This is a genomic window from Nitrospirillum iridis, from assembly GCF_014205765.1.
In the GTDB taxonomy this organism is placed as follows: Bacteria; Pseudomonadota; Alphaproteobacteria; order Azospirillales; family Azospirillaceae; genus Nitrospirillum; species Nitrospirillum iridis.
In genome coordinates, this window is the sequence record NZ_JACIIZ010000029.1 from 18745 (window position 1) to 34949 (window position 16205).

Here is a 16205-nt window from a genome sequence, read left to right on the forward strand (position 1 = left end):
AACGTAGTCCAGATCTGGACATTTTCAAGTCCCGCCCCACGGCCGCGTCAGCCCCGCAGCGCCGTGATGTTGGCCTCATACCGGGCGGGTCCCCCCTGGAAGACGGCCGATCCGGCCACCAGCATATCCGCCCCCGCTTCCACGCAGGCGCGGGCCGTTGCCGGGTTCACGCCGCCATCGACCTCCACCTGGATGGGCCGGCGGCCGATCATGTCCCGGAGCGCCCGGATCTTGGGCAGTTGCGAGGCGATGAAGGACTGGCCGCCGAAGCCGGGGTTGACGGTCATAACCAGCACCAGGTCCAGCCGGTCCAGCACATAGGTCACCACGCTTTCCGGCGTGGCCGGGTTCAGTGCCACGCCGGCCTTTTTGCCCAGGGCGCGGATGCGTTCCAGCGTGCGGTCCAGATGGATTGTCGCCTCCGCCTGCACGGTGATGATGTCGGCGCCGGCGTCGGCGAAGGCCTCCAGATAGGGATCCACCGGGCTGATCATCAGGTGCACGTCGAAGGGGCGGGTGGTGTGGGGGCGCAGGGCCTTCACCACCGCCGGGCCGATGGTGATGTTGGGTACGAAATGGCCATCCATGACATCGACATGGATGTAGTCGGCACCGGCCGTGGTGATGGCCCGCACCTCGGCACCCAGGGCGGCGAAGTCGGCGGACAGGATGGACGGGGCGATCAGCGGCTGGGTCATGGCGCCGCCTCCTCCGTTGCCGCCGTTGCCGCGAACACCCGGCTGGCCAGGATGTCCTCCGCCTCGATCACCGTCAGGTCGTCCACCGACAGGGGGCCGTCTTCCCGCTGGAACAGGCGGCTGGCCTGGCGCAGGCGGGCGCGGTCCAGGGCGTTGCGGACGGACCGGCCGTTGGCGAAGTGCGATTGGCCCCGGCGCAGGGCGATGTACTGGGCGAACACCGTCCGCGCCCGGGGGCTGAGGCGGTAGTTCATGGCGGCCAGCTGCCGCTCCCCAATGTCCAGCAGTTCGCCCTCGCCATAGTCGGGGAAGTCGATGTGGTGGGCGACGCGGGACCGGAAGCCGGGATTGGCCTGGAAGAAGCGTTCCATGCGGTCGGCATAGCCCGCCAGTATCACCACCAGGTCGTCGCGCTGGTTCTCCATCACCTGCAACAGGATCTCGATGGCCTCCTGGCCATAGTCCCGCTCATTCTCCGGCCGGTAGAGGTAATAGGCTTCGTCGATGAACAGCACGCCGCCGGCGGCGCGCTTCAGCACCTCCTTGGTTTTGGGCGCGGTGTGGCCGATGTACTGGCCTACCAGGTCGTCGCGGGTGACGGTCACCAGATGGCCGCGCCGGACATAGCCCAGCCGGTGCAGGATGGCCGCCATCTTGAGCGCCAGGGTGGTCTTGCCGGTGCCGGGGTTGCCGGTGAAGCTCATGTGGAGGGTGGGGGCGCCCACCGCCAGGCCGAAGCGCTGGCGCGCCCTGTCCACCAGCAGCAGGGCCGCGATCTCGCGCAGCCGCCGCTTGATGGGCGCCAGGCCCACCATCTCCCGGTCCAGCTCATCGAAGATTTCCGGCAGGCCGGAGGCCGCGAAGTCCGCCCGCAGATCCACGGCCGGTGCGGGCGCCGGCGGGGGTGGCGGACCCGGGTCCGGCACCGTGCTCAGGATCGCCGCCATCACGAGTACCGCTCCCCTTCCGGCAGTTGGGCGGCATAGGCGCGGGTGGTGTAGCGGACGTTGCGGCCCTCGCTCTCCTGCCGTTCCAGGGCGAAGCCCGGTTCGTTGGCCGGCCGGTTGACGATGAAGGACAGGCGCACGCTTTCCCAGCCGTGGCTGGCGTCGAAGCCGGAAAGCCGGATGTAGCGGTCGCCGTAGACCTTGCGGCAGGCCGCCAGCTCCACCATCACGCCGGCGGCGTCGCGGACCTCGAACATCGGCAGGCCCCACATGTCCCAATAGGTGTTGCGGGGGTGGGGGTCGTCGGTGAACTCGATATTCACCGCCCAGCCCTGGTCGATGCAGTACTGCACCTGGGCGGTGATCTGCTCATCCGTCAGGTCGGGCAGGAAGGAGAAGGTTCCCTGGGTGATGCGCATGGCGATGTCTCCAATCTCAGATCTCTGGGCGGGCGGATGCCCGCGCCCGCCGTTTGAGGGCTAACCAGCGACCGACGCGGTCGGCACGAAGTCCGGGGCGTCGGTCGAGGTGTAGTTGAAGGTGACGTCCTTCCAGACATCCAGGGCCTGGCGCAGGGGCAGGCAGTGGCGGGCGGCGGCGGCCAGGATTTCCGGCCCCTCATGAACGATGTCGCGCCCTTCGTTGCGGGCCAGAACCATGGCCTCCAGCGCCACGCGATTGGCGGTGGCGCCGGCCTGGATGCCCATCGGGTGGCCGATGGTGCCGCCGCCGAACTGCAGCACCACGTCGTCGCCGAACAGGTCCAGCAACTGGTGCATCTGCCCGGCATGGATGCCACCCGACGCCACCGGCAGGGTCTTGCGCAGCGAGGCGAAGGACTGATCGAAGAAGATGCCGTTCTCCAGCCGCCGGGGCAGGAAATCCTCACGGCAGATGTCGTAGTAGCCTTTGGTGGTGGCGGGGTCGCCCTCCAGCTTGCCCACCACGGTGCCGGCGTGGATGTGGTCCACGCCCGCCAGCCGCATCCATTTGGCGATGACGCGGAAGGACACGCCGTGGCTTTTCTGCCGGGTGTAGGTCGAATGCCCGGCGCGGTGCAGGTGCAGCACCATGTCGTTGCGCCGCGCCCATTTGGACATGGACTGGATGGCGGTGTAGCCGATGACCAGATCGATCATGACGACGACCGAGCCGATGGACTTGGCGAACTCCGCCCGCTCGTACATGTCCTCCATGGTGGCGGCGGTGACGTTCAGGTAGGTGCCCTTGATCTCGCCCGTCGCCGCCTGGGCGCGGTTCACCGCCTCCATGCAATAGAGGAAGCGGTCGCGCCAATGCATGAAGGGCTGGGAGTTGATGTTCTCATCGTCCTTGGTGAAGTCCAGACCGCCCTTCAGCGCCTCATAGACCACGCGGCCATAGTTGCGGCCCGACAGGCCCAGCTTGGGTTTCACGGTGGCGCCCAGCAGGGGGCGGCCGAACTTGTCCAGCCGTTCCCGCTCCACAACGATGCCGGTGGGCGGCCCGTCGAAGGTCTTCACATAGGCCACCGGCAGGCGCATGTCCTCCAGCCGCAGGGCCTTCAGCGGCTTGAAGCCGAAGACGTTGCCGATGATGGACGCCGTCAGGTTGGCGATCGATCCGGGCTCGAAAAGATCGAGGTCATAAGCGATGTAGGCGAACCAGCTATCGGGCGCGCCCGGTACCGGTTCCACCCGGTGGGCCTTGGCGCGGTACTTGTCGCAGGCTGTGAGCCGGTCGGTCCACACCACGGTCCAGGTGGCGGTGGAGGACTCGCCGGCCACGGCGGCGGCGGCCTCGATCGGGTCCACGCCGTCCTGCGGGGTGATGCGGAAGACGGCGATGACGTCCGTGTCCTTGGGCTCATAGTCCGGCTGCCAGTAGCCCATGTCCCGGTATTTCATGACACCGGCGGTGTAACGGTCGCGGCTGTCGCGTTTGTCGATGGCGTTCATCTTCGCGGGCTCCTGTTATCGGGAATGGGTCACTCGGCGGCCACGGGCGTCTTGCCCAGCCGTGGGTCCAGCGCGCCGGTGGCGTAGCGCTTGGCCATGGCGGCCATGGGCAAGGGGGTGATGCGGCTGGCGTTGCCGGCGGCGCCGAACTGTTCGAACCGGTCGCGGCACAGCGCCTTCATGGCGTCCATGGCGGGCTTCAGGAACTTGCGCGGGTCGAATTCCGCCGGGTTCTCGGTCGCCGTCTTGCGGAACTGCACCGCCATGGCCAGGCGGCAATCGGTGTCGATGTTGATCTTGCGCACCCCAAAGCGGATGCCGCGCACGATCTCATCCACCGGCACGCCCCAGGTGCGGGGCATGCGGCCGCCATAGGCGTTGAACAGGTCCTGCAGTTCCTGCGGCACGGATGAGGATCCGTGCATCACCAGGTGGGTGTTGGGCAGCCGCGCGTGGATGGCCTCCACCACGGCCATCGCCAGGATGTCGCCGTCCGGCTGGCGTGAGAATTTATAGGCGCCGTGGGAGGTGCCCATGGCGATGGCCAGGGCGTCCACCCGGGTGGCGGCCACGAAGTCCAGCGCCTGGTCCGGGTCGGTGCACAGCTGGTCCAGCGACAGCACGCCTTCGGCGCCGTGGCCGTCCTCCGCCTCGCCCTGGCCCGTCTCCAGGCTGCCCAGCACGCCCAGTTCGCCCTCGACCGAGGCGCCCACCCAGTGGGCCGCCTCCGCCACCCGGCGGGTGATGTCGACATTGTAGTCATAGGAGGCGGGCGTCTTGGCGTCGGCCAGCAGCGACCCGTCCATCATGACGGAGGTGAAGCCGTGCTGCAGCGCCGTCAGGCAGGTGGCTTCGCTGTTGCCGTGGTCCTGGTGCAGGCACAGCGGGATGGTGGGGTACAGATCCTCCAGCGCGTCCACCATGCGGGCCAGCATGATGTCGCCGGCATAGGACCGGGCGCCGCGGCTGGCTTGCAGGATGACGGGGGCGTCCACCTGGGCCGCCGCCTCCATCACCGCCAAGCCCTGTTCCATATTGTTGATGTTGAAGGCGGGAACGCCATAGTCGCGCTCCGCCGCGTGGTCCAGCAACTGGCGCAGGGTGATACGAGCCATGGTTATGGTGCTCCTCAAGCGTGGGCGACGCGGGCCCGGACGGCGGCCATGATGGCGTCGACGGTGATGCCGAAATGGCGGTAGAGGTCGGCGGCGGGGCCGGAGGCGCCGAAGCCTTCCATGCCGATGAAGGCGCCCTGGTCGCCCAGCCAGCGGTCCCAGCCGAAGCGGACGGCCGCCTCCACCCCGATGCGCGGTGCGGCGCCCAGCACCAGGGCGCGGTTGGCGGCCGGCTGGCGGGCGAACAGGTCCCAGCAGGGCATGGACACCACCGCCACGGCGACGCCCTCCGTGGCCAGCCGTTCCGCCGCCTCCACCGCCAGCGCCACCTCCGATCCGGTGGCCAGCAGGGTGGCGTCGCGGGGGCCGGCGGTTTCACGCAGGATGTAGGCGCCGGCGGCGCTGCGGTTGAAATCCGCGTCACGCCGCAGCGTCGGCAGATCCTGGCGCGACAGGCACAGGGCTGAGGGCGTGGCGGTGTCGGTCAGCGCCAGTTCCCAGCACTCCGCCGTTTCCACCGCATCCGCCGGACGAAAGACGTGCAGGTTGGGCGTGGCGCGCAGCATGGCCAGATGCTCCACCGGCTGATGGGTGGGGCCGTCCTCGCCCAGGCCGATGCTGTCGTGGGTCAGCACGTGGATGACCCGCACGCCCATCAGGGCCGACAGGCGGATGGCGCCCCGGGCATAGTCGGAAAACACCAGGAAGGTGCCGCCATAGGGGATGATGCCGCCGTGCACGGCCAAGCCGTTCATGACGGCCGCCATGGCATGCTCGCGGATGCCGTAGTGGATGTAACGGCCGGCATAATCGCCGGCGTCCAGCACCTCCATCCCCTTGGTCTGGGTCAGGTTGGAATGGGTGAGGTCGGCGGAACCGCCCACGGTCAGGTCGGTGGTGGCGTTCACCACCCCCAGCACCAGCTGCGAGGCCTTGCGCGTCGCCATTTTGGGCCGTGTCGCCACCAGTTCCTGGCGATAGGCGGCCAGCGCCTCCGCCACCTCCGGCTCCGCCGCCATCACGCGCTGAAAATCGGCGCGGGCGGGGTGGGCCGCCAGACGCCGTTCCCAAGCCTCGCGGTGGCCCCGGCCGGCCTCGGCCACGGCGCGCCACGCGTCGCGAATGTCGTCCGGCACGGTGAAGGGCGGGCTGTCCCAGCCCAGGGCCTGGGCGGCGCCCTGGGCCTCCTCCGCTCCCAGCGGCGCCCCATGCACGCCGCAGGTGCCGGCCTTGGTGGGCGCGCCATAGCCGATGACGCTGCGGCAGGCGATCAGGGTCGGGCGGTCGCTGGCCTGGGCGCGGGTCAGGGCCGCCTCGATGGCCTCATGGTCGTAGGCGTCCACCGTCTCCACCGCCCAGTCGGACGCGGCGAAGCGTGCCGCCTGGTCGGTGCGGGTGGACAGGCGGGTGGGGCCGTCGATGGAAATGCCGTTGTCGTCCCACAGCACCACCAGCCGGGCCAGTCGCAGTTGCCCCGCCAGGTCGATGGCTTCCTGGCTGATGCCCTCCATCAGGCAGCCGTCGCCGGCGATGACATAGGTGCGGTGGTCGACCAGGGCGTCGCCGAAGCGGGCGTTCAGGTGACGCTCCGCCAGGGCCATGCCCACGGCGGTGGTGATGCCCTGGCCCAGCGGCCCGGTGGTGGTCTCGATGCCCAAGGCGTGGCCGTATTCGGGATGGCCGGCCGCCTTGGCGCCCAGCTGGCGGAAGCGCTTCAGCTCCTCGATGGGCATGTCGGCATAGCCCAGCAGATGGTGCAGGGCGTATTGCAACATGGAGCCATGGCCGGCCGAGAGGACGAAGCGGTCACGGTCGGGCCAGTCGGGGCGTGACGGATCCAGGCGCATCACCCGGGTGAACAGCACGGTGGCGACGTCGGCCATGCCCATGGGCATGCCGGGGTGGCCGGACTTCGCGGCCTCCACCCCCGCCACGGCCAGCATGCGGACGGCGTTGGCCATGTCGGTCAGGTCCGGGGCGGCGTCGGGTGCCACGGCTTCAACCTGGCGCAGGGAAAGGGTGGGGGTCATGATTCTCGTCCCTCCTGTCGGCCGGCGCGGCGCTTGCGGTCGACCAGTTGCAGGATCAGCGGGGTCAGGATCAGCTGCATGGCCAGGTCGAGCTTGCCGCCCGGGATGACGATGGAATTGGCGCGCGACATGAAGCTGCCGGCGATCATCGACAGCAGGTAGGGGAAGTCGATGCCACGCGGGTTGCGGAAACGGATGACGACGATGGATTCGTCCGGGGTCGGTATCCACCGCGCGATGAAGGGGTTGGAGGTGTCGACCGTGGGCACCCGCTGGAAATTGATGTCCGTCTGGGTGAATTGCGGGCAGATGTAGCGGACATAGTCCGGCATGCGCCGCAGGATGGTGGTCATGACGTCTTCGGTGCTGTAGCCGCGGCTGGTGCGGTCACGGTGGATCTTCTGGATCCACTCCAGGTTGATCACCGGCACGACACCGATCTTCAGGTCCGCGTGGCCGGCGATGTCATAGCCGTCCGCCACCACGGCGCCATGCAGTCCCTCATAGAACAGCAGGTCGCTGGGACCCGGCAGGTCTTCCCACGGGGTGAAGGTGCCGGGGGGGCAGCCGTAATGCTCCGCCTCCGCCGCGTCATGGACGTAGTGGCGGGTGCGGCCCCGGCCTTCGTCGCCATAGCGGCGGAACAGCTCCTGCAATTCGTCCAGCAGGTTGGCCTCCGGGCCGAAATGGCTGAAATGATGCTCGCCCGCACGGTCGGCGTCGGTGATGGCCTGCTTCATGGCGGCGCGGTCGTACCGGTGATAGGCGTCGCCGTCGATACAGGCCGCGTTCACGCCTTCGCGCCGGAACACCTGTTCGAAAATCTGCCGGACCGAGGTGGTGCCGGCGCCGGAGGATCCGGTGACGGAAATGATGGGATGGCGGATGGACATGGGCTTCGATCCTTATCCTCTGGCCTCACGGGTCCCTCAGGTGGCCTCACGGGTCCCTCAGGCGCGCAGCAGGCCGCGCTGGCCGAACAGGGGGGCGCGGTCGGCCAGGAGGGGCGGGGCGGCGTGGTGGTCGGCCACCCGCATCACCTCCGTGCGGGAGCCGAAGACCAGGGCCGTGCGCTCATGCAGATGGCTGGGCGCCAGGTCCAGGATGCGGTTCTGTCCATCGGTGGCGGCGCCGCCCGCCTGCTCGATGACGAAGGCGATGGGGTTGGCCTCATAGACCAGGCGCAGGCGGCCGGCGCGATATCCGGGGCGTTCGTCCGCCGGGTACAGGTAGACGCCGCCCCGGCGCAGGATGCGGAAGGCGTCCGCCACCAGCGACGCGATCCAGCGCATGTTGAAATTCTTGGCCCGGGGCCCGTCGTGGCCCAGCAGGCAGTCTTCGATATATCCCCGGACGCTGGGCGACCAGTGCCGCTGGTTGGAGGCGTTGATGGCGAACTCCCTGGTTTCCGCCGCCACCGTCACCGGGCTGGTCATGCGCACGAATTCCGCCGTGGGGGTGGGCGGCGGCGGGGAGGCCCAGCCATTGCCCGCCTGCACCGCCACCACCGGCTCGGTCGGCCGCTTGTCCAGGATGAAGATCTCGGTGCCTTCGCCCACGGTCAGCACCAGCGCCGTCTGGGGCCCATAGACCAGGAAGCCCGCCGCCAGCTGCCGGTGGCCGGGCTGCAGCAGTGCTGCCGCCGGGTCGGCCGCGTCCTCCACCGCCAGGATGGAGAAGATGGTGCCCACCGAGACGTTGGTCTCGATGTTGGACGACCCGTCCAGCGGGTCGATGGCCACCGCCAGGGTGCCCGCTGGGTCCAGCAGGACGGGGGCGTCGCTCTCCTCCGACCCCACCACCGCCACCGGGGCGCCGGCCAGGCGGTCGACGACGATGTCGTGGGCGCGCAGGTCCAGTTCCTTCTGGGTGTCGCCGTTGCTTTCGCCCCGCACGGCCGCCATCTCGCCCGCCAGGGGGCCCATGGCCACAAGGTCGGCGATGGCCAGGCCCGCGTCGGCCAAGGCCAGGATGGTGCGGACCACGTCGGCCCGTCCGTTCTGCCCATTGCCACCGCGTGCGTTCCAGGCAACCAGATGCCGTGCCAGTGTCGTGGCGTCCGCCATGATGTCCTCCCGTTTCGTTTGTTGAGGACAGTGTGCGGACGATTGCGCTGTTAGAAAATTCGAATTAACTTAGCTGAAGATTCAATTTTCCTGAAACGCACCGGGGCGACCATGCGCAACGTGACGCTGAAGCAACTGCGCGCCCTGACGGCGGTGGTGGAAACCGGGTCGGTGACGGCGGCGGCCAAGCGTCTGCACGTGACGCCGCCCGCCGTCACCATGCAGGTGCAGGCGCTGGAGGATCTGCTGGGGGTGCCCCTGCTGGACCGCTTGGGCGAACGCTTCAAGGCCACCGACGCGGGGCGTGAGGTCATCGAGACGACGCTGCGCATCGAGGCGGAATTGCACAACTGCGCCGCCACGATGGAGGCGCTGCGCAACCTGTCGGGCGGCCGGGTGGCGGTGGGGGTGGTCAGCACCGCCAAATATTTCGCGCCCTACGCCCTGGGCGCCTTCCGCGCCGAATACCCCCAGATCGAGCTGTCGCTGATGGTGGGCAACCGGCAGGAGGTGATCGCGGCGCTGAAGGGCGACAGCATCGACATCGCCATCATGGGCCGTCCCCCCCGCGACCTGGCGGTGGACATGCATGCCATTGGTGACCACCCCCACATCATGATCGCCCCGCCCCACCATCCCATGGTGGGCCGCCGCCATTTGAAACTGACGGACTTCGCGCGGGAAACCTTCCTGGTGCGCGAGGTCGGGTCCGGCACCCGGACCCTGATGGAATGGTTCTTCTCCCAGGCCGACATCCATCCGGCCATCAGCATGGAGGTGGGCAGCAATGAGACGGTGAAGCAGGCGGTGATGGCCGGCCTGGGTCTGTCCTTCATCTCCGCCCACACCATCGCCGCCGAACTGGAAAGCGGCCGGCTGGCCCCCCTGGACGTCGAGGGCCTGCCCATCGTGCGCCAATGGTTCGTGGCCAAGCGCTCCGACAAGCGCCTAGCCCCGGCGGCGGCGGCGGTGAAGGCCTTCCTGGTGGAGCGGGGGCGGGAGTTCCTGCCGAGCGTGAAGCCCATCGCGTGACGGCCTATTCTTTAGGCGCGCTTGGAACGGAAGGGGAAGGGCCCCAAACTCCCCATCGTGGGCCCGCGTCCGGGCGGGCCGCATCCATCGAAGGGCCGCGCGGCCATGATGCGAATGCCTTGCCTGCTGGTGGCCACCCTGTTGTCGACCGTATCGAGCGCGGGGGCCCAGAGCTGCGACTACCATGAGGTGGACCCCGGCAACGGGCGGATCCGGCTGGGCTGGGGCAAGCTGGATCTGGGGGCGGGCGATGCCCCCCGGCACCCCGAATCCTGGCGCGGCCCCATCGTCCTGACACAGCCGGGCGGCGGGTATTGCGTCACCGACCTGCACGCCAGTCAGATTGAGCGCCCGCTGTACACCGATGGTCAGAACCTGATGCTGACCACATACTCCACGGTGGACGGCCTGCGATCGGTGTTCATCCTCAGCGCCGCCACCTGCCGGGTCTTATGGAAAAGCCCAGCTTTTTCCGGCCATGTCGTCCTGACGGCGGATACCCTGCGCATGGGCCACACCACCTGGAAACTGGGCCCTCATTGCCTGCCGGAGGGCGACGTCCACTAAAGGGGTACCGCGAAGGCGGGGGGTGGCCAGGCGGGCCCGCCGCATTGATCTTTACCTCAAGAGACAGTCCCCAACGATCGGTTCGCCCCATGAGAGCCTTAGCCCTGATCGCCGCCGCGCTGCTGCCGGCTGTCGCTGCCCAGGCCGCCCCGCGTCGCAGCATTCCCGTGGTCTGCGCCTATCAGCCGGTGGAGCCGGCGTCCGGCAAGGTCCGCGCCGATGTCCTGACCCTTGATCTGGGGCCGGCCGTGGGGGGTGAGGCCAAGGCCTGGAAAGGACCGCTGACCGTCACCCAGCAGGACGGCAACAGCTGCACCGCCGATGCCGCCTTCGCGCCCATCGAGGGCACACTGTACAGTGATGGCCAGCACCTGTTGGTCACCACCTCGGCGGCGGGCGGCCGCAAGCTGGTGGTGCTCAGCGCCACCTCCTGCCAGCCGTTGTGGAAAAGCGCCGGCTTCACCGGTGCGGTGCGCCTGAAGGATGGTATCCTCTACACCGGCAAGACCGGCACCAAGCTGAATCCGGACTGTCTGCCCCTGCCGTAAACCCCGGTCGTGCCGCGGAACGCCAATGGGTCTATGCTCTCTCGGGGCCCACCGTTCCGGAGAAGCGGATGCCGTACCAACCCTTCCGCGTGACAGTCCATAGCCGGGACCAGGCCGACCTGATCCACATCGCCAGCGGGGCCCACCGGGCGATGGAGGAAGGCATGGACCGGATGCCGAAAAACTTGGCCCTGCCCGATGGTACGATCGCGCCCGTCGCCTGTCGCCTCGGCTGTCATCACTGCTGTACCCAGCAGGTTTCCTTGACCCTGGGCGAAATCGCCCTGGTCGCGGGCCATCTGGCGGCCCAGGACGATGAGACGCGGCGCCGGTTGGCGGCGGCGATACGCGCGGCCTTGCCCCGGGCGGCGGGCCGCACCCTGTCCCAGCGCAAACTTGACCGCATGCCATGCCCGTTGCTGGGGGGCGACGGCGCCTGCGGCCTCTATGCGGCGCGGCCGTTGGCCTGCCGCGCCTATCTCTCCGCCGACCTGGACGCCTGCCGCGCCGATGCCGAGGCGCCGGACGCCGGCGTCGCCGTGCCCCAGCCGGTGGCGGCCAAGCGGGGACAGATCCAGTTGATGCTGCAGCTTTTGCAGCGGGAGGCCGCCGCCGGCTTCCAGGGGGGTGAGTTCGAACTGATCCAGGCGCTGAACCTGGTGCTGGACGACGACACCGCGTTCACGCGCGCCCGTCAGGGGCAGGACGCGTTCGCGGCGGCGCGGGTGCGGGCGTGACGTCCACGCCACCGTGCCATCGTTCAAATCAAGCCTCCAGGCTCAAGACCACGGGCCCGACGCCGGCGCAGGATGCGGCCCTCCCCAGGCCAACCCCAGAGGCGTCAGATGACCGACATGATCCCCATCGCCGTGCCCGATGGCACCTTCCACGCCTACGTCGCCCGCCCCGCCACCGTGCCGGCCCCGGCCGTCGTCGTGCTGCATGAGGTGTTCGGCGTGAACGCCGACATCCGCCAGACGTGTGACGAGCTGGCGGCCCAGGGCTTCCTCGCCGTGGCGCCGGACCTGTTCTGGCGGCAGGAGCCGGGCGTCGACCTGCGGGTGGATACGGAGGCCGACTGGCAGCATGGCCTGAAGCTCTACCTGGCCTTCGACCGGGATGCCGGCGCGCGCGACATCGCCGCCGTGGTCCGCAGCGTGGCCGACCTGCCCGACTGTACCGGCAAGGTCGCCGTCCTCGGCTATTGCCTGGGCGGCCTCATGGCCTTCCTGACCGCAGCCCGCTCCCCCGTCGACGCCGCCGTCGCCTATCACGGTGGCGACACCGAGAAATATCTGGATGAGGTGGGTGGCCTGACAGCGCCCCTGCTGGTGCATCTGGCGGGGGAGGATGAGTACATCCCCCAGGCCGCCATGGCGCAAATTACGGCGGGGCTGGCGGCCAAGCCCAACGCCACCGTCTACAGCTATACCGGCCAGCGCCACGCCTTCACCCGCCACAATGGCGCCCATTACGATGCCACGGCGGCGGCGCTGGCCAACGGCCGGACGCTGGATTTCCTGCGCCGGCAGCTGGCGTAAGGTCTGGCCCGGGGGCGCTCCCGCCGGCGCGCCGCAAATGGCGCTGGCGGGACGCTCGCCCTTCGGGCGATGATCCTCCCGCATTCTTGGGGGGGGAATCCGATGATTGATCAAAACGGCCAGCCGGTGCGCAAGGCGGCGCTCAAGACCTACCTTGAGGTCTATAACGCCGGCGTGCGCGGCTCCAAGGAGTTCGGCGGCCTGCCACGGGCCCTGGTGATCCTCTGCGACGGGCTGACGCCCGGCAAGACCACCTATGTGAAGTGCGTCGACGGCCAGGTGCAGCTGTCCCGCCGCAAGGACGGCTCGGTGGTTGGGGGTGGGCTGTGAATTAGCGCTGAAGGCTTTTCCGAAGCGGCGGAATGTTGGCTTGACGGTTTCGCTTCGGTGCTGATCGCGTTGTGGTTTTCCCGGCAAGCGGAATGAACCATCAAGACGCGTCCCCATACCTGGACAGGAACTCCGCCGGGGATAAAATTGGGATACCCTCATAGGCTCCCAGTGACAGCATGTGCTTTTTGTCCCCGCTCACGACGCAGTCGGCGTGCCCATCCAAGGCCAGAGCCAAGAACATGTTGTCTTTTGGATCGCTGGAAGCTGTTGCCGTACTGGTGACGACCACAAAAGACAGCAGAGCCCCTATCGTAGACAGGTACTCCATGCGGTCGGCCTCTGTGCCAAACTTCAGGGCGAAGCGTGACGCCGCAAGTTTGGCGGCCAGTTCCGCGTAGGTTTCTTCCGATGCCAGGATAGCGGCGCAGCCCGCCGCATATTCAACCGCGCGGGCGGCTGTTCCCCGGGGCGTGGCGAACGCACTTAGGAAAACGTTGGTGTCGATGACCACGCGTATCATGTCGCGGCGCGGGCTTCGTCGTCTTCATCTTCCAGCAGGCGCATGACGTCATCTTCTGAAAGTCCGGCCGCCTCCACGCGCGCGCCCACCCGTTCCGAAATCGCGCGGAGCGCTGATACGGCTGCGGCCCTGTCGACAGGCTCATCTTCGACGGTGATGGTGAAGCGCTGACCAGGCTTCAGCCCCGCACGACGAACCGCCTCGGGGAGCGTTTGCAGGGTGACCCCTGTCACGATCCGTTCCATGGCTGTGTCCTCCTTCACGCTCATCACCACGCTTGCGGGATTACAGCACCGCATTGTAGGCCGCAGGGGGCAAGGGCGTCAAACCTGCCAGTCGGGTTGCGACTGCTACGGGAGACGTTGATCTGGCGTGCGTTATGGCCTGGAGATTCTCAGTGGGCCTTTCGCCGCGCTCCCTTTAACCGCCGCGCCCGGACCCCCGAAGCAATATCCGGATAAAAGCGAACATGCGCGTGAACACATAGTCAATCTGATCCGGTGACGTCAGAGTCTCTTGGGTGACTTCTGAATCTCGGATGCGGAAGCGATTTCCGATGGTTGTCAGTTCCGTGGCCTCGCCCCCAAGCGCTTGGCGGAAGGCGGAGCCTGGGGCAGCAACTCGGTCCAACAACGCGTCAGCCTGCTCACGCTTGTTGGTGCCTGGTTCCAAAGTTTTCAGCCGCTCGAACGCATCCCACAGCTTTTCCAGGGCGTCCTGACGGTCTTCCAGCTTCGGTGACAGAATCCGCCGGCGCGCAACTTCGAGAAGCCGATCTGTCTCATCATCGCCGGTCTGGAACAATGCCCAGCCGATCGCCTCAGCGAGTGGCGCCGGAAGCAGGCGGCGTGCTTCGCCGTCCGGCGTAAGTTCGAAGGCCAGCGCATTGCGCCGGAACAACATATTCACTTCGGCCGCGAAACAGCTAAGCCCTGCTTCGTGGTCCCAGCTTAAATGATGATGCCCGAAGTATGAGTGATAGGTGCCTTGGATCGGTTTACCTACCGCCCGGGCGCAGAACTCCAGTAAATCAAGGATGACGGGTGTTTCTGGTGTCTCCTCCGGGGAGAGAGGCCAATTGATCGCAGGGATCTCCGCCGCCAAAACCCGGTGGAATTTCTGCTCGTCGCAACCGCAAGGGCTATTGCCGTCGGGGCACTGCTCTGGAAAGCGGAACCCAAAAGAACCGTCGCCAATTCGGGTTTGGATCAAAGTGTAAAGTCCCACCCACACTCGCTCGTCGATTATGTCAATCGACGGAGCCCGCGCACCATATTCGCGATCCGTGTAATAGGTGGACATCATTGCCGGCTACTTACCTTCGTTTATCGCTGTTCGCAAGAGGCCATCTTTGAGGAGAATAGCGCCAAGTTCCTTTTTCCGCCGCCTTAAAATCCTGACCTAAACTTCACCGAGATGGTTTTCGCCAAGCTCAAGGCCAACTTTAGGCGCATCTACGCCAGTGCCTTAATGATCACTAACAGGGTGAATATTCTAACTTGGAAGGAAGAATGGCCACGCTGAGGTGGGGGCGGCCATTCTTTCTGACGTTCCCGGCCAAACTAACTGACGTTTGGCCAAACTCTGTGACGCTTCATATCATAATGTGAAATGCCATCAAGTTTGACTCTGGCTATTTCACAACCCACTGATCCGAAATGGAAATTATAAGCTGCGTGTCATCCATTTTGGCTCGGCATGCACCAAATGCTGACTCGGCCCGAATAAGCTGTACCCGACGGCGCGGCCAGCTATTCTGGGTGTTGCGAAAACAGGGTGCACGGTTAAGCTGAGGCATGGACGATCAGCGCCCCAGTTCCGCGACCGAAATCCTTGAAACCGCCGCCGCCGAACTGGCGGCAATCAGCCGCCCCAAGCTTTACAGCTTCTGGCGTCAGGAGGCAGAACCCAGAGTCCATCATGCACTCGCGGAGGTCGAACCTTTCAGCGCCTTCCAGTGCGTCTGGATCTACACCGGTGACGGCGGAGGCATCATTGCCACGCCCCGTTTTGGCGCGTGGGCCATCGACATGCTTGTCGAGAAAAAGGAACCTGACGCCATCCTCGCCGCGTTTACCGCGGAAGTGGACCTGAACACGGCAAGTTATCACGATATTTCACCCGTCCTGGGGGTCCAGATCGACGAACGTTGCGATCTGGGCGACGGGGCTGCGTTGGTTCCCGCGCCCGAGGACGCCTTGGCATCGGTAATGCGATGGTCTCCCTATCAGCCACCGTACCTACCGGCCGGCACGGCACTGTTTCTTCAGCCGTTCACGGTGACACCGGCTTTTGAACGTGCGGGGAAAGACGGGATTCCCCAGGGGAAACAAAGCACGACCGTGCCGCCTTCGTCTTATCGGTACGAACAGCGAGAACGTGTCCGCCTCGCTTGCCTGCTGGCCGGGGCCGGCCCCGTCGAGCTTCCCTTGACAGTCAGCCAGCCGGAGTCTTCCACGCCCACGCTGTTCGTCGGAGGTGGAGGCAACCTTATGGCAAGGCCGGCAGCCGCACATCCATTTGTCCCTTACCCGATAGACCGTTTGGCGATCCTGCGCGCTTTTGACCTTCTCGGTGAGTTCCGTGAATTGGACAGTCTTGTCCGCGCGATCGACCGGCTTGGCCGGGCGAGGCTTGCCGCATCGCCTGTTGACCGTGCACTGGACTTGGGTATCGCCGCCGAAATTGCCCTCATGCATGATCACAAGCAGAACAACGCGGAGATCACCCAGAAAATCGGCAGCCGGGCCGCCTGGTTGCTGGGGCGAACCCCTATCTGTCAATCGGCAGCGTAACGGGACCCCGTATCGGCGCCCAATAGGGACCCCAGTGATGTGCTGGCAATCGGGTTGTCCCGGTAGCGCATAGGAG

The 16205-nt window shown here is 66.8% G+C and carries 18 protein-coding genes; 7 read left to right on the top strand and 11 right to left on the bottom strand.

Translation table 11 applies throughout. The features are described from left to right. Positions 1-47 precede the first annotated feature (47 nt). Genes rpe through FHS74_RS29245 form a run of 8 tightly spaced genes read right to left on the bottom strand, consistent with a single transcriptional unit; the run spans position 48 to position 8793 of the window. The gene (rpe, locus tag FHS74_RS29210; protein WP_184807791.1) at positions 48-698 is read right to left on the bottom strand and encodes a ribulose-phosphate 3-epimerase; all 651 of its coding nucleotides are present in this window, start codon (positions 696-698) and stop codon (positions 48-50) included. Continuing rightward, positions 695-1645: a CbbX protein gene (gene cbbX / locus FHS74_RS29215; protein ID WP_246463461.1), complete on the bottom strand. Its 951-nt coding sequence runs from the start codon at positions 1643-1645 to the stop codon at positions 695-697. Before cbbX ends, rpe begins: the two co-directional genes overlap by 4 nt. Next, on the bottom strand, positions 1645-2064 hold the full coding sequence (locus FHS74_RS29220; protein ID WP_184807792.1) for a ribulose bisphosphate carboxylase small subunit: 420 nt from the start codon (positions 2062-2064) through the stop codon (positions 1645-1647). Before FHS74_RS29220 ends, cbbX begins: the two co-directional genes overlap by 1 nt. A gap of 60 nt (positions 2065-2124) precedes the next feature. Next, positions 2125-3582: a form I ribulose bisphosphate carboxylase large subunit gene (locus tag FHS74_RS29225; protein ID WP_184807793.1), complete on the bottom strand. Its 1458-nt coding sequence runs from the start codon at positions 3580-3582 to the stop codon at positions 2125-2127. Positions 3583-3611: 29 nt separating this feature from the next. Beyond that, on the bottom strand, positions 3612-4697 hold the full coding sequence (fba, locus tag FHS74_RS29230) for a class II fructose-bisphosphate aldolase (RefSeq protein ID WP_184807794.1): 1086 nt from the start codon (positions 4695-4697) through the stop codon (positions 3612-3614). A gap of 14 nt (positions 4698-4711) precedes the next feature. Continuing rightward, positions 4712-6727 carry a transketolase gene (tkt, locus tag FHS74_RS29235; protein ID WP_184807795.1) on the bottom strand — a complete coding sequence of 672 codons (2016 nt, stop codon included), beginning with the start codon at positions 6725-6727 and terminating at the stop codon, positions 4712-4714. Then, positions 6724-7620: a phosphoribulokinase gene (locus FHS74_RS29240; RefSeq protein ID WP_184807796.1), complete on the bottom strand. Its 897-nt coding sequence runs from the start codon at positions 7618-7620 to the stop codon at positions 6724-6726. The genes tkt and FHS74_RS29240 overlap by 4 nt, the downstream gene beginning before the upstream one ends. A gap of 57 nt (positions 7621-7677) precedes the next feature. Next, positions 7678-8793: a class 1 fructose-bisphosphatase gene (locus FHS74_RS29245; RefSeq protein ID WP_184807797.1), complete on the bottom strand. Its 1116-nt coding sequence runs from the start codon at positions 8791-8793 to the stop codon at positions 7678-7680. A gap of 111 nt (positions 8794-8904) precedes the next feature. Between FHS74_RS29245 and FHS74_RS29250 the strand changes: the two genes are divergently transcribed. The 6 genes from FHS74_RS29250 to FHS74_RS29275 all read left to right on the top strand — a co-directional run bounded on the left by FHS74_RS29250 (position 8905) and on the right by FHS74_RS29275 (position 12811). Next, a complete protein-coding gene (locus FHS74_RS29250; RefSeq protein WP_184807798.1) occupies positions 8905-9825 on the top strand; it encodes a LysR family transcriptional regulator in 921 nt (306 codons plus the stop codon). Between the two features lie 105 nt (positions 9826-9930). Then, positions 9931-10392 carry a hypothetical protein gene (locus FHS74_RS29255; protein ID WP_184807799.1) on the top strand — a complete coding sequence of 154 codons (462 nt, stop codon included), beginning with the start codon at positions 9931-9933 and terminating at the stop codon, positions 10390-10392. 89 nt (positions 10393-10481) lie between these two features. After that, positions 10482-10940: a hypothetical protein gene (locus tag FHS74_RS29260; protein WP_184807800.1), complete on the top strand. Its 459-nt coding sequence runs from the start codon at positions 10482-10484 to the stop codon at positions 10938-10940. Positions 10941-11008: 68 nt separating this feature from the next. Continuing rightward, positions 11009-11677 carry a YkgJ family cysteine cluster protein gene (locus FHS74_RS29265; RefSeq protein WP_184807801.1) on the top strand — a complete coding sequence of 223 codons (669 nt, stop codon included), beginning with the start codon at positions 11009-11011 and terminating at the stop codon, positions 11675-11677. Positions 11678-11785: 108 nt separating this feature from the next. Beyond that, entirely contained in the window at positions 11786-12481 is a 696-nt protein-coding gene (locus tag FHS74_RS29270) for a dienelactone hydrolase family protein (RefSeq protein WP_184807802.1), read from the top strand. Between the two features lie 102 nt (positions 12482-12583). Further along, entirely contained in the window at positions 12584-12811 is a 228-nt protein-coding gene (locus tag FHS74_RS29275; RefSeq protein WP_184807803.1) for a hypothetical protein, read from the top strand. Positions 12812-12911: 100 nt separating this feature from the next. Here the strand turns inward: FHS74_RS29275 and FHS74_RS29280 are convergent, their stop codons facing one another. The 3 genes from FHS74_RS29280 to FHS74_RS29290 form a co-directional block, all read right to left on the bottom strand. Next, entirely contained in the window at positions 12912-13325 is a 414-nt protein-coding gene (locus tag FHS74_RS29280) for a putative toxin-antitoxin system toxin component, PIN family (protein ID WP_184807804.1), read from the bottom strand. Between the two features lie 5 nt (positions 13326-13330). After that, positions 13331-13579, bottom strand: a complete 249-nt coding sequence (locus FHS74_RS29285) for a hypothetical protein (RefSeq protein ID WP_184807805.1) — start codon at positions 13577-13579, stop codon at positions 13331-13333. A 175-nt stretch (positions 13580-13754) separates the two neighbouring features. Further along, on the bottom strand, positions 13755-14639 hold the full coding sequence (locus FHS74_RS29290) for a hypothetical protein (RefSeq protein WP_211106626.1): 885 nt from the start codon (positions 14637-14639) through the stop codon (positions 13755-13757). 491 nt (positions 14640-15130) lie between these two features. Here FHS74_RS29290 and FHS74_RS29295 point away from each other — a divergent pair, with 491 nt between their 5' ends. Beyond that, positions 15131-16129, top strand: coding sequence for a hypothetical protein (locus FHS74_RS29295; protein WP_184807806.1), 999 nt, complete (start codon positions 15131-15133; stop codon positions 16127-16129). Positions 16130-16205: the final 76 nt, after the last annotated feature.